At 61.6% G+C, this 13,484-nt stretch carries 14 protein-coding genes; 10 read left to right on the plus strand and 4 right to left on the minus strand.

Going from position 1 to position 13,484, the window contains the following annotated elements; all coding sequences use genetic code 11:
* Nucleotides 1-45 precede the first annotated feature (45 nt).
* From ACM6I6_RS08060 to ACM6I6_RS08095, 8 genes are all read left to right on the plus strand, one after another.
* Nucleotides 46-540, plus strand: a complete 495-nt coding sequence (locus tag ACM6I6_RS08060; RefSeq protein ID WP_274073907.1) for a RidA family protein — start codon at nucleotides 46-48, stop codon at nucleotides 538-540.
* A gap of 84 nt (nucleotides 541-624) precedes the next feature.
* Nucleotides 625-1,110, plus strand: a complete 486-nt coding sequence (locus ACM6I6_RS08065; RefSeq protein ID WP_414919706.1) for a cupin domain-containing protein — start codon at nucleotides 625-627, stop codon at nucleotides 1,108-1,110.
* 199 nt (nucleotides 1,111-1,309) lie between these two features.
* Entirely contained in the window at nucleotides 1,310-1,966 is a 657-nt protein-coding gene (gene yfcF / locus ACM6I6_RS08070; RefSeq protein ID WP_414919707.1) for a glutathione transferase, read from the plus strand.
* 34 nt (nucleotides 1,967-2,000) lie between these two features.
* Entirely contained in the window at nucleotides 2,001-3,353 is a 1,353-nt protein-coding gene (locus tag ACM6I6_RS08075; protein WP_414919708.1) for a KamA family radical SAM protein, read from the plus strand.
* Nucleotides 3,354-3,384: 31 nt separating this feature from the next.
* Nucleotides 3,385-4,257 carry a branched-chain amino acid aminotransferase gene (locus tag ACM6I6_RS08080; RefSeq protein WP_408599806.1) on the plus strand — a complete coding sequence of 291 codons (873 nt, stop codon included), beginning with the start codon at nucleotides 3,385-3,387 and terminating at the stop codon, nucleotides 4,255-4,257.
* A gap of 21 nt (nucleotides 4,258-4,278) precedes the next feature.
* A complete protein-coding gene (locus tag ACM6I6_RS08085; RefSeq protein ID WP_274073902.1) occupies nucleotides 4,279-5,037 on the plus strand; it encodes a TauD/TfdA family dioxygenase in 759 nt (252 codons plus the stop codon).
* 65 nt (nucleotides 5,038-5,102) lie between these two features.
* Nucleotides 5,103-6,062, plus strand: a complete 960-nt coding sequence (locus ACM6I6_RS08090) for a diiron oxygenase (protein ID WP_414919709.1) — start codon at nucleotides 5,103-5,105, stop codon at nucleotides 6,060-6,062.
* A gap of 14 nt (nucleotides 6,063-6,076) precedes the next feature.
* Complete coding sequence (locus tag ACM6I6_RS08095) at nucleotides 6,077-6,877, plus strand: N-acyl homoserine lactonase family protein (protein WP_414919710.1); 801 nt, start codon at nucleotides 6,077-6,079, stop codon at nucleotides 6,875-6,877.
* A gap of 183 nt (nucleotides 6,878-7,060) precedes the next feature.
* Here the strand turns inward: ACM6I6_RS08095 and ACM6I6_RS08100 are convergent, their stop codons facing one another.
* The 4 genes from ACM6I6_RS08100 to ACM6I6_RS08115 form a co-directional block, all read right to left on the minus strand.
* Nucleotides 7,061-8,491 carry a PLP-dependent aminotransferase family protein gene (locus ACM6I6_RS08100; protein ID WP_406592076.1) on the minus strand — a complete coding sequence of 477 codons (1,431 nt, stop codon included), beginning with the start codon at nucleotides 8,489-8,491 and terminating at the stop codon, nucleotides 7,061-7,063.
* Between the two features lie 200 nt (nucleotides 8,492-8,691).
* On the minus strand, nucleotides 8,692-9,396 hold the full coding sequence (locus tag ACM6I6_RS08105; protein ID WP_323605653.1) for a hypothetical protein: 705 nt from the start codon (nucleotides 9,394-9,396) through the stop codon (nucleotides 8,692-8,694).
* Nucleotides 9,397-9,700: 304 nt separating this feature from the next.
* On the minus strand, nucleotides 9,701-11,221 hold the full coding sequence (locus ACM6I6_RS08110) for a sensor histidine kinase (RefSeq protein WP_414919711.1): 1,521 nt from the start codon (nucleotides 11,219-11,221) through the stop codon (nucleotides 9,701-9,703).
* Nucleotides 11,218-11,937, minus strand: coding sequence for a response regulator transcription factor (locus tag ACM6I6_RS08115; RefSeq protein ID WP_274073896.1), 720 nt, complete (start codon nucleotides 11,935-11,937; stop codon nucleotides 11,218-11,220). Before ACM6I6_RS08115 ends, ACM6I6_RS08110 begins: the two co-directional genes overlap by 4 nt.
* Before the next feature lie 285 nt (nucleotides 11,938-12,222).
* Between ACM6I6_RS08115 and msrB the strand changes: the two genes are divergently transcribed.
* Entirely contained in the window at nucleotides 12,223-12,741 is a 519-nt protein-coding gene (gene msrB, locus ACM6I6_RS08120; RefSeq protein ID WP_414919712.1) for a peptide-methionine (R)-S-oxide reductase MsrB, read from the plus strand.
* 30 nt (nucleotides 12,742-12,771) lie between these two features.
* Complete coding sequence (gene msrA, locus ACM6I6_RS08125; protein WP_414919713.1) at nucleotides 12,772-13,479, plus strand: peptide-methionine (S)-S-oxide reductase MsrA; 708 nt, start codon at nucleotides 12,772-12,774, stop codon at nucleotides 13,477-13,479.
* The last annotated feature ends 5 nt before the right edge of the window (nucleotides 13,480-13,484 follow it).

Here is a 13,484-nt window from a genome sequence, read left to right on the forward strand (position 1 = left end):
TCAGGGATCAATGTTTTTTGCAGTACTGATCAAGAGGTTTGTTAAATGATTGAGCACATGACCTGTGATGAGCGCTTCATCGCGCTGGCGAAGGAATTCGACTACGACATCTACGGCGAAAACAGCGTGGGCGGGCATTACGCTCCGCTGATTCGTCACCACGACGAGTTGCATATCAGCGGCATGGTGCCGCGGGTGAACGGCAAGATCCAATACCCCGGCCGGGTCGGCCTGGACCTCGACATGGCGGATGCGCAAGCGGCCGCTAGCCTCTGCGCGATGCGCGGGTTGGCGTTGATTGTCGATGCCATCGGTTCGCTGGACAAGATCAAATCGCTGATCAGGGTCTCGGTGTATGTTAAATCCACCGCGGATTTTGTAGACCTCAGCGAAGTGGCCAACGGCGCCTCGGATGTTTTCAGTCACGTACTGGGCGATGCGGGCAAACATACTCGCACGACCGTCGGCGTTTATCAGTTGCCAAAAAACGCGGCAGTGGAAGTGGACATGATCGTGGCGTTGCGACCTTCTGCGTTATAAGTCTGAGTTGTTCGACTTTACAGCGATTAAATGTTCGCCTAAGGTCGGATAACTCAACTCGGCAGAATAGGTTGGAACCCGAACATGAACAGCGTTCAAGGTGCGTTCTTTTCATATAAGGACTTTCGCCAAAGTCTGGTTCAACAACCGCTAAAACCACGGGTGTGGAAGGATGTTGAACTAACGGCTATGCGCAAAAGCCTTGAGGCGAGCGATGTCGATATTGTCGCGCTGGCCCACCACAGTAGCCTCGACGGCTGCTCGCTGACCCCCGGAATGGCCGTGTCCATGCAATGGTTGATACCGGGCGCGGAACTCATCGGCCATGTTCATGCCTGGTGGCACCTGTTCATCATCCAGAGCGGCAACGGCACCTTGACCCTGGGCGATGCCGAGGCCGTGGGCGTAGGCAGTGGAGACGTGCTGCTGGTGCCGGCCTGGACCCGCCACGGCTTCGTCAACACCAGCGCCACCGAGCCGCTGGCCATGCTCAACATCAGCAACATGCCCCAGGCGCTGCTGCTCGCCAACTACAACGACAACGTTGGCCTGATCCCCCGCTCGCTGTAATTTCCCCTCCGTTGCCCACCAGGGAGTCCGCATTCGCCGACTCCCTTTTTCATTTCTGCTGTACCCGCGTTGCCCCGTGGCAATTTGCCATCTGTATCGATGCAAACGGACAATTTCTGTATCTATTCAGCGCCCGGTCAACTTACTACGATCGCCTGGAATGCAACGGATTTATGTGTTTAGTTCAAGGGAGCGTTCTATGGAAAGCAACAAGCTTAAACTCTATGTGGGTGCGGATTTTGTCAGTGCTTTTGCCATGTCGGCGTTTGTGGCGCTCAGGGAAAAGCAACTTTCATTTGAGTTTGTTACCCTGGATTTAAAAGCGCGCGAGAACTATCAGGATAAATATCGTGATATTTCCCTGACCTGCAAGATTCCCACCTTAGTTCACGCAGGTTTTGCGCTGTCGGAGTCTTCCGCCATCGCCGAGTACCTGGAGGAACTCGCCCCGGGACATACCAGACTCTTCCCGCAAGACATCCAGCAGCGCGCCCGGGCCCGCCAACTTCAGGCCTGGCTGCGCAGCGATTTGCTGGTGGTTCGCAAGGAGCGTCCCTTCGACCTGGTGTACTTCGGCAAGCAACTCGCGCCGCTCTCCGACGATGCCAAGGCCGCGGTCGAACGCCTGTTTTTCGTCGCCGACCGCTTGCTGGAGGAGGGCGCCGAGCACCTCTTCGGCGACTGGAGCATTGCCGACACGGACCTGGCGATCATGCTCAACCGGCTGGTCGCCCATGGCGATCAAGTCCCGGCGCGGCTCGCGGCCTATGTCCGCCGCCAGTGGGATCGCGACAGCGTTCGGGCCTGGATGGACATCGAGCGCAAAGCGCCGGCCATCGCACCCGCTGTTGTTTGAGGCGACTGTCAGGGCAATCACCAGGAGCGCTGCCATGCAAGGACTGTCGGAGCACGAACGCTACAAACCCTATAACGCCCGCACCATTCGCGACACACCCTATTGGCACAAGCTGACGCCTGCGTTGCAGGAAGCCATGACGGTCGTGGCCCGGGTCATGCCGTTTCGCACCAATGAATACGTGCTGGGCACGCTGATCGACTGGAACAACATCCCGGACGATCCGATTTTCCGCATGACCTTTCCCCACAAGGACATGTTGCTGGCGGAGGAATATGCCTCGCTCAAGCAACTGATCGAACAGGATGACGCCGCCGCGATCAAGCGGCGGATCGAGGCGATCTGGCTGCGCATGAACCCCCATCCGGCCGGGCAACTGACGCACAATGGCGTGACTCTCGAGGGCAAAGTCCTGCCGGGCATCCAGCACAAGTACCGCGAGACCGTGCTGTTTTTCCCCGGTGCCGGCCAGACCTGTCACGCCTACTGCACCTTCTGTTTTCGCTGGGCGCAGTTCATCGGTGAGGAAGAGCTCAAGTTCAACGCACGGGAATCCCAGGAGCTGGTCAGTTACCTCAAGGTACACACAGACGTCACGGATGTGCTGATTACCGGGGGCGACCCGATGATCATGAACACCCGCTCGCTGGCAGGGTACATCGAACCGCTGCTGGATCTGCCGCACATCCAGAACATCCGCATCGGCACCAAGTCGGTGGCGTACTGGCCGCAGCGGTTCGTCAGCGACAAGGATGCGCCCGAGTTGCTGGCGCTGTTTCGGCGGATCGTCGCGGCGGGGAAAAACCTCTCGATCATGGGCCACTACAACCACCCGGTGGAGATCCGCCCGGCCATCGCCCGGCAGGCCATCGAGTGCATTCGTTCCACGGGGGCGACCCTGCGCATGCAGGCACCGGTGATCCGCCATATCAACGAAAATCCCGCCGATTGGGCCCATCTCTGGACCGAAGGCGTACGGCTCGGGGCGGTGCCCTATTACATGTTCGTCGAGCGCGACACCGGCCCCAGCCACTACTTCGCGATGCCGCTGGCACGGGCGTTCGAGATCTTCCAGGCGGCCTATCGCACAGTGTCGGGGCTGGCACGTACGGTGCGCGGGCCGTCGATGAGCACCTTCTACGGCAAGGTCCTGATCAACGGCATCGAGACCGTCGCCGGGGAAAAGGTCTTCGTGTTGCAGTTCCTCCAGGCCCGGGATCCGTTGTGGGTACTGCGCACCTTCTATGCGCGCTTCGATCCGCAGGCGACCTGGTTCGACGAGCTGCGCCCGGCTTTCGGCGAACGGGCTTTTTTCTTTCAGACCGAGGCCGAGTTGTTGCTGGCGCCTGCGCCGCAGTTGATACCGGTCCTGCTGCAAACGGCGTAAGCCGACGCTTAATTACTGGGGAGACAAGGACATGAGCGGTATCCCGTTTGATCAGCGCGAAGGATGGATCTGGCTCGATGGCGAGTTCGTCGAGTGGTCCCAGGCGCGCCTGCATGTGCTCAGCCACGGCCTGCATTACGCAAGCACGGTGTATGAGGGCGAGCGCGTGTACAACGGCAAGGTCTTCAAGCTGCGCGAACACACTGAGCGGCTGTATCGCTCGGCGCAGCTGATGGATTTTGCCATTCCCTTCGAACCCGCCGAGCTGGAAGCGGCCAGCCATCAATTGCTGCAACGCAACCAGGTGGGCGACGGCTATCTGCGCCCGGTGGCCTGGCGCGGCAGCGAGATGATTTCCACGTCGGCGCGTTTCAATCGTGTGCATGTGGCGATCGCCTGCTGGCAATGGCCGAGCTATTTCGACCCGGCGGCGCGCATGGCCGGCATCCGCCTGAAGACCGCCGCGTGGCGCCGTCCACCGCCCAGCAGCAGCCCCTTCGAAGCCAAGGCGTCGGGGCATTACCAGATCGCCACCTTGAGCAAGCATGACGCCGAAAACCACGGCTATCACGATGCCTTGATGCTCGACTGGCGCGGCCACGTCGCCGAAGCCACCAGCGCCAATGTGTTCTTCGCCAAAGGGCGGACCTTGCATACGCCAGTGCCGGATTGCTTCCTCGACGGCATTACCCGCCAGACCGTCATCGAGCTGGCTCGGGCCCTGGATTACCAGGTCATCGAACGCACGATCCTGCCCACGGAACTGGGCGACTTCGACGAGTGTTTTCTCACCGGCACCGCCGCCGAAATCACCCCGGTACAGAGCATCGATGAACAGCGCTACCGACCGGGCAACGCCTGCAGTGCATTGATTGCCGCTTACACCTCAACCGTCAACGCCTGATAAACCGCCAGGAAACTCACCATGTCAGACCAAGGGATTGTTGCGTGCACACCTTATGTTTCACTGGGCCATCGCCATGAAGAATTGTCGAGTCGTGGCTGGACGGTGCTCACCCCAGGGGAATTCGCCCACGACGTTACGGGAACACTGCATGAGTTCGGCCCGATCATTCCGCAGTTCAATGGCCAGGTGGCGTTCGCCATCACCCGCAAGCCGGGCTACGAGGACTTGCCGTACTCCCAGAGCATGAACGGCATCGGCCCGCACACCGAAGCGCCGGTGTACGGCCCGCCGCCACGTTACCTGGCGCTGCATTGCCATACACAGGCGACTTGCGGTGGCGGGCATACGGGGCTAGTGGACGGCTACGAATTCCTCAAGTCGCTCGAGCAAACCGAGCCGGAACTGCGCGAGTGGCTCGATGACACGCCGGTGGAATTCGTCGCCACCGCCAAGCCCGGCGAACCGGCGCAAACCCGTGTCAGGGAATACATCCTGACCCCCACCGAGGACGGCGACATCTTTCGCTTCAGCTACAACCAGTTTCACTACGGCGATGTGAATCCGTCGAAGGAGGCGTTGCAGCAATCGCAGGTGGCCAACAGCACGGCGCCGCTGGCAAGATTTGCCGCGCTGGGCGAAGCGTACTTTGTCGAGCACAACATCCCGGTGCTGATTCCCGACGGGTGCCTGCTGATTTGGGACAACTGGCGGATGATCCATGCCCGCAGTCGATACACTGACCCGGCGCGCAACCTGACCCGCTACTGGCTGGCCTGATTTTTCCGTCGCCCTTCTTTTTTCCGCGTACCCCTGACGGGTACGCGTTCTACAGGTATTGCGTCATGCAAACAGCAATCGAGATTGCCCAGGTCGATCACCAACTGATCGTGCGGCTCAATCAGGCCTGGACCAAACGCGCCGGGGTCTGTGCGCCGGACAGGGGCCAGGTCAACGAAGTGTTCGACCCGGCACGCCCGGATTACCCGGAGTGCATGGTGCCGTTTTTCCATCACCCGACATTCCAGGCCTTGAGCGACGAGCTCAAGAGCAAGGTGATGACCTGGGGCTGGATCGGCTACAACCTGCGCACCGTCACCGCCGAGGAGCACGTGGTGAACCCGGCGCTGAGCGTCATCGCCCAGCAGTACCTGGGCAAGGACGACTGGCATTTTCGCGAGGCGATGCAGCAGACCCTGATCGACGAGCACTACCACACGCTCATGCACCTGCGCGCCATCGAGCGGACCAAGCTCGATCGCGCCCTCGACCAGGACCTGGATTTGCCGCCCTCGGTGACCTACCTGCGCCTCAAGGCCCTGCGTGAGGAACTGCCCGAACAATGGCAGCGCGACCTGGCGGCGATCACCTTCGCGGTGGTGGCCGAGATCAGCGTCAATGCCTACCTCGACCTGCTGGCGGACGACCAGACCATCCAGCCGCAGAACCGCCGCGTGGCCGAACTGCACAACCGCGACGAATACGCCCACAGCAAGGTGCTGGCCGAAGTCGCCAAGGTGATGTACGCCAACATGCAGCCCGAACAGCGGGAGTTTTTCGCCCGTCACCTTTCGGTGGCGCTGAGTGCATTCATCGCCCAGGACTACTCGATGTGGGAGGCGATCCTCACGCAGCTTGGGGTCACGGATGCCAGGTCGATCATCGCCGACACTCGCGAGAGCAACAAAAACGCCACGATCATGCGCGACTACAGTGGCCTGCATAAGCTGGCGCAGGACCTGGGCATCAGCGAGCAGATCGATTTCGATTTCCGTCCGACCCTCAAAGCCACCGCAGCCGCCTGAACCCGGAGGTGATCATGTCCGTTCCCCTGTACGAAGTGTTCGCCATCCGGGTCGGCGCCAACGCGCAGCGCACCGCCCGGGAGAACTTTCTCTACGATGCCTGCTGCGGCGACCCCAATGCGCCGATGCCCCTGGATTACTACTTCTGGGTGATTCGCAACGAGCATCAGGTGATTGTGGTCGACACCTGTTTTCAACCGGCCACGGCGGACCGCCGCAACCGTCAGATGTATCGCCTGCCGGAGGATTCCCTGCGGCAACTGGACATCGATCCGGCGCAGGTCGAGCACCTGATCCTCACGCACCTGCACTGGGATCATGCCGGCAACCTGGGGTTGTTTCCCAAGGCCACGGTGCATCTGCAGGAAGCGGAACTGCGCTTCTGCACCGGGCCGAAGATGGCCCATCACACCGTGAACAAGACCTACGAGGTGGAGGACGTGATGTCGGCGCTGCCGCCGCTGTTCGAGGGGCGCATGCGTTTGCACAACGGCACGGTCGAGGTGCTGCCGGGCGTGACGCTGCACGCGGTGGGCGGACACACGCCGGGCAGCCAGGTGGTGCGGGTAAACACCGAGCGCGGCTGGATCGTGCTGGCTTCGGACGCGGCGCACCTGTGGGTCAATATTCGCGAGCGCAGCCCGTTTCCAATCATCGATGACCTGGCGCAAAGCCTGGAGGCGTTCAGCGAGATCAATCGCCTGGCCGACAGCGAAGACCACGTCATCCCCGGCCACGACCCGCTGATCGCCGAGCGCTTCCCGCATTGGAATGATGACCCGCATATCATCTGCCTACACCAAAATCCCCTGTAACCCGACCCCCCTGTAGGAGCTGGCTTGCCAGCGAAGGCGGTGTGTCAGGCACATCAATGCTGGATGTGCTGACACACCGCAAACCTGTAGGAGCTGGCTTGCCAGCGAAGGCGGTGTGTCAGGCACATCAATGCTGGATGTGCTGACGCTTTCGCTGGCAAGCCAGCTCCTACAGGGGGCGTGTTAAGCCTGGTTTTTGAGGAGGCGGGCCAGGGTTTGCAGCGCCTCATCAATCCTTGGCGAATACGGCGCTCCGCAACCTATGCGCATAAAGTGATGGAAACGCCGGGTGTTGGAAAAGATATCCCCAGGTGAAATCTGTATACCGACGTTCAACGCGTCATGAAAAAGCATCATGGACGAATACTGCGCCGGCAGCTCTACCCACAGCAACGTCCCGCCCCGGGGATTGGTCACCCGTGTGCCCTCGGGAAAGTAGCGCAAGATCGCCGCGCTCATCTGCTGGCGCTGCTGGGTCAGGGTTTTGCGCAGGCGCCGCAGGTAGCGTTCATAGGAAGGCGTGGCCATGAACGCACTGACCGCCAGCTGCGACAACTTCTCGCAGCCACGGGTCTGGGTGTGCTTGAGCATTTCCACGCGGTCGTGCCATTTGCCGGCGCTGATCCAGCCCAGGCGCAGGCCCGGGGCCAGGGTTTTGTTAAGCGAAGCGCAATAGATCACGCTGTCGGTGCGGTCCCAGTGCTTGAGGGTGGACAGCGGTTGCTCGGTGTCCACCAGGTCGCCGTAGGTATCGTCCTCGATCAGCACCGTATCGTGCTCGGCACAGAGTTTCACCAGCCGCGCCTTGTGAGCGTCGGGCATGATGCTGCCCAGTGGATTGTGCAGGTTGGGCATGACGATCAGCGCCTTGATGGGTTCCGGCCCTTGTAGCAGCTGTTCCAGGGCCGGCAGGTGAATCCCCGCAGGGGTCGAGGCCGGGACTTCCAGCACCCGCAGGTTGAGGCTTTCGAGAATCTGCAACAGGCCGTAGAAGGTCGGCGACTCCACGGCCACGGTATCGCCGGGGCGGGTTACGGCGCGCAAGGCCAGGTTGATCGCCTCGGTGGCGCCGTGGGTGATCACGATGCGTTCGGCGCTCAGGTGAGTCTTGGCGGTCAGCATCCGCCGGGCCAGGACGTTGCGCAGGTCACTGTGGCCGCTGGTCGAACTGCTGGTATCGAGCAGATGCGGGTCCTGGCGCAAGGCCTTGATCATGTTGTCCTGCAAGACCTTCAGCGGATAGAGCGGCGGAGCGCAGTAGGCACTGGCGAAGTTGACCTTGACCGTCGCGCGCTGGCTGGCCTTGAGCACCGCTGACACTTGCTCGTGGATGCCGACATAGACGCCCGTATCCAGTGGCGGCGGCAGGCTGATCGCGACGGCTTTGCCCGGCGTGTCGGGCTGGCGGATGTAATTGCCCGAGCGCGGTCGGGCTTCCAGTACGCCATAGTCCTCGAGCTCGCGGCAGACCTGCACGGCGGTGGACAGGCTGACGGCGTGTTTTTCCATCATCAGGCGAATCGACGGCAGGCGCTCGCCGGTTTTCAGGGTGCCGCTGCGGATCGCGTCCAGGTAGTGGTTGGCCAACTGACGGTACAAGGGAAGCGTGTTCATGATGACCTCAGCAGTCGCACCACTGAGGTCTGGGCTGGAAAGTGAGTTGACGCTCCCTGCAGGCGGACCCGTGGTGCAGATGGGTGAAGGGAAGTGTTTTTCTGGCCTTGATACTGGAACACTAAACGCGGTTTCGCTGGAATCGCGGGCAATAAAAAGCCCCGCACGGTGGCGGGGCTCTGGTGAAGCGCTGGCGGGTGTTACTGGGCGGCGATGCTGTAGCCGTCGAAGGCGGTCTGCTGTTGCAGGGCGGTGATGATGTTCTTGCGGTTGACCGCTTGTTCGGCGCCCTGGTTGTCCAGGAACGTCTCGCTTTGCAGCTCGGCCTCGTCGCCTTCGCCGACGAAGGTGAAACCGAGGAATTCCAGGGCTTCACGGTCGACGCTCAGGCGCGAGCGCGGGGTGCGCAGCGGCAAGGTGACGCTGATGCCGTCCTTGCTGATGGTGAACACTTCGACTTCTTTTTTCGCCTTGGCGGCCTTGCTCTTGCCGCCGCTCGGGTTGCTGATGGCCTGGTGGGTCTGGTTCAGCACCTTGAGGGCCAGGCCGTAGACGATTTCCTGGAACGCCGGATCGTCCTTGAAGCTGGACAGGATGCGGCTGATCGGGAACTTGCTGCTCAGGTCTTCGAGGGCGGCGATGTCGGCGGCCTCGTCGTCCTTGAGCTGCTTGAGCTGACCCATCAATTCGTAGGCCTTGTCGTCGTCGAAGCTGTCGTGGGCCTGGCGGATCGCGGCGCGCAGCTCGCGGATCTGCTCGCTTTCGCGGGTGGATTGAAACGCGTCCAGGACCATCTCGCTGATGGTCTTGGCCTGGGATACGTGCTGTGAAAGATTGATGGAGTTTTCGTATTCCGCTTTGGACGACAGGGTGACTACGGATTCAGCGGTGTTGGAATCTGACATTGAAATTTCACTACTTCTTTGAACTTGAATAGGGGCGAGAAAGCCCGAGGGCTTTTCAGGCCGCCTAATCTATTGGACCGGGGCGGCGTTGTCACGGCCCAACAGGCCAACGGACAAAATCACGACACACACACCCTGTAGGAGCTGGCTTGCCAGCGAAGGCGTCCTTGAACATTGCCCCTGTCTTTCGGGCGCCTTCGCCGGCAAGCCGGCTCCTACAGGGGAATTGGGTGTACGCTAAATCTGTGGCCGACCCAAAACACTGTGGGAGCCAGCCTGCTGGCGATGCAGTCACCACGGTCTGTCAGGCCTGCCCCGGTGTATTCAGGTTCATCGATCGCACCGCCAGTGCCGACGCGGTCTGTTCATCCATCGGCAATGAAAACCGAAACGTCGCCCCACGCCCCGGCCTGTCGATCAACTGAATCTCAAGCCCATGCAATTGCAGGATGCGATGCACAATCCGCAACCCCAACCCACCATCACGCCGTGCCCCACCGATATTGAACGGCCGCAAAAACAGCCCTTCGCGCAACTCCGGAGCAATACCCGGCCCGGTATCGCTGACCGTCACTTCAATGAACGCCCCCTGCGGACGCAACCCCAGTTCAATCTCGCCCCCTGGCGGCGTATGGCGCAAGGCGTTGTCGAACAGGTTGGTCAACACCCGCTCGATCAATCCCAGGTCCGCACAGGCCGCAGACACGTTGGGGGCGAACGTGGCCTTCAATTCGACCTGGCGCGCCTCGGCGGTCAATTCGAATTTCTGGAAGATGTCCTGGGCCAGGTCGGTCAGGGAAAACCGCTCCAGCACCGGCTGCACGAAGCCATGCTCCAGCCGCACCAGCTCAAGCAGCGACTGCGCCAGACCGCCAACCTTGCGACTTTGATCCAGGGCGATGCCGAGATAGCGACGACGGTCGTCGGGTGACAGTGTGGCGTCCTTGAGCGACAGGGTTTCCAGGTAGCCATGCAGCGACGCCAGCGGCGTGCGCAGGTCGTGGGAGATGTTCGCCACCAGTTCGCGGCGCTCCTGGTCCTGGCGGGTCAGGGAGCGCCATTGTTCGCCCAGGCGCGCCTGCATCTGCCGGAACGTGGCGTCGAGTATGGCGATCTCGTCATGGCTGGCGGTTTTGTCCACAGTGACGGGCAGGGCCGGCGAGACCGGGACGCCGTCGATGTCGAACTGGCTGACGGTGTCGGTGAGACGGCGCAAGGGTCGGGTGATCAACGCAAACGCAGTGAGGCCGGCAATCAGGCACAGCAGCGCGACCAGGCCGATGGACAGCAGGGCAGTATTCAGTGCCGCACTGGTGGCGCCGCGCTCGGCCAGGCGATCGTGGTCTTCACCCAACAGCACCACGTAGAGATAACCGACCGGCTTGCCGTCGACCTTCAACGGCGCGGCGCTGAACACCTTGCACCCATCGACACTGCGCGGATCATCGCCGGCAATCGGCAAGGCATCGCCCCGCAGCAGGCGCTGGATCGGCGCCAGGTCGACGCGCTCACGGCGGATCCGGCCTTCGGGCGCGGCGCTGCCGACGATCTTGCCCTCGGTGTCCAGCAGGTAAACCTCGACGCTGGGGTTGACCTGCATCAGCTTGCTGAACAGATCGCGCACGGCATTGGGCATCAGGCCCTGGGTGTCCATCAGCACCGTGTCACTGGCGATGTGCTGCGCCAGGTCCCGGGACAAGCCTTGCACCACTTCCTGTTCATGCATCTGGTTGGAACGCACCTGCAGCCACGCCGAGGTGCCGCAGCACACCAGCAGCAGCACGGCGAACACCAGGGACAGGCGCTGCGTCAGGGTCAGCCTCATGGCTGCGGCTCCTCACCGGTGGCGAATTTGTAACCGCGACCCCAGACCGTGAGGATGCGTACCGGTTGCGCCGGGTCGGCCTCGATCTTGGCGCGCAGGCGATTGATGTGGGTGTTGACGGTGTGCTCATAGCCTTCGTGGCTGTAGCCCCACACGGCATTGAGCAGGTCCATGCGCGAAAATACCTTGCCCGGCTGGCGGGCGAAAAAGTACAGCAGGTCGAACTCCCGGGGCGTGAGGTCCAGGCGCCGGCCGTCGAGGGCCACTTCGCGGGTGATCGGGTCGATGGCCAGGCCGTCGATGAGCAGGCTGCCGGCGTCCATCTTCAGGTTGCGTGCCATGGCCTCCACCCGACGCAGCAACGCCTTGACCCGGGCCACCAGTTCGAGCATGGAAAACGGCTTGGCCAGGTAGTCGTCGGCACCCAGTTCCAGGCCGAGAATCCGGTGCACTTCGCTGGAACGCGCACTGGTGATGATGATCGGCGTATAGCGGGCCATGGCGCGGGCGCGCCGGCAGATTTCCAGGCCGTCGACACCGGGCAGCATCAGGTCGAGGATCAGCGCATCCCAGTTGCCCTGTTGCAGCAGGCGCATGCCTTCAGTGCCATCGGCGCTGTGCACCACCTCGAACTGCTCGTCCCGCAGGTGCAGGCAGATGAGGTCGGCGATATGCAGGTCATCCTCGACCACGAGGATGCGTTTGGTCTGTTCCATCCAGCTCAATCCTTCTGCGCAGGGTGCGTAATGCCACTCACTGTAGGAGCTGCCGCAGGCTGCGATCTTTTGATCTTGTTTTTAAAGATCAAGATCAAAAGATCGCAGCCTGCGGCAGCTCCTACAGTTAAATCAGTCAAGTCAGTGAAGTCCGTCAAGGGCCCATTGTGCGGTTTTTTCGGCGCCCGAGTTATCACGAATTGTTTAACTTCCCGTGAGGATTTGGCGATCACCCAAAGCCTAGGCTGTGTTCCATGAAACACCCCTGGATTTCTGGAGACGAGCATGTTTTCACGACGGCAATTTCTGCTAACGAGCGGCGGGCTGGGGGTGGCAGCCCTGGCAATCGGCCTGTTGCCGAAGTTTTCCACAGGCACGGCCTTGATCAGCGATGCCAGCGCCGCCGAGGCCTTCGAAGTGACCCACAGCGACAGCGAATGGCACGCCATCCTCAGCGACGAACGGTATGAAATTCTCCGCGAAGAAGGCACCGAACGCGCCTACAGCAGCCCACTGAACAACGAGCACCGCGACGGCACGTTCGCCTGTGCCGGTTGCCAGTTGCCGCTGTTCTCCTCGGCGACCAAGTTCGACAGCCACACCGGCTGGCCAAGCTTTTGGGCGCCGCTGGACAAGGCCGTGGCCACCCGCCAGGACCGTTCCTACGGGGTGCTGCGCGAAGAGGTGCACTGCCGGCGTTGCGGCGGGCATCTGGGCCATGTCTTCGACGACGGGCCGAAACCCACCGGCCTGCGCTACTGCATGAACGGTCTGGCGCTGAAGTTCGAGCCCGGCACCGTCTGAATTTATCTGCATCCTTCTGGAGTCTGTGACATGAAAAGTCTGTTCACCTGGCGCCGTACCCTGTTGGGGCTGGCCGCTGTCGGCATCATCGGCCAATGCTCGGCGTTTTCCCTCGGTGGGGCTGAAGAAGGGGTGCTGCTGCCGCCACCGGCCATCGACGAAACCACCCAGGCCCGCAGCGAAACCGCGGTATTCGCCGGGGGCTGCTTCTGGGGCGTCCAAGGGGTGTTCCAGCATGTCAAAGGCGTGAAAAATGCCGTGTCCGGTTACGCCGGTGGTGCAGCCAATACCGCCCAGTACGACCGCGTCAGCGGTGGCGATACCGGGCATGCGGAATCGGTGGAAGTGACCTTCGACCCGAGCCAGGTCAGCTACGGCACCTTGCTGCAGATCTACTTTTCCGTGGCGCACAACCCCACCGAACTCAACCGCCAGGGGCCGGACACCGGCACCCAGTATCGCTCGGCAATTTTTACCAAGAGCGGCGAACAGCAACGGGTCGCCCAGGCCTACATCGCACAGCTCGACGCCGCGCGTGCGTTCGACAAGCCGATCGTGACCAAGCTGGAAAGCTTCAACGGTTTTTACCCGGCGGAAGAAGAACACCAGGACTTCCTGACCGAGCACCCGACCTATCCCTACATCGTGATCAACGACTTGCCGAAAGTGGCGCAGCTCAAGCAGCTGTACCCGGAGCGTTATCAGGACAAACCGGTGCTGGTGAAGGCGGGGATGTGACGGCG

Origin of the sequence: Pseudomonas sp. IT-P218, assembly GCF_949767605.1 — a bacterium.
Taxonomy (GTDB): domain Bacteria; phylum Pseudomonadota; class Gammaproteobacteria; order Pseudomonadales; family Pseudomonadaceae; genus Aquipseudomonas; species Aquipseudomonas putida_AE.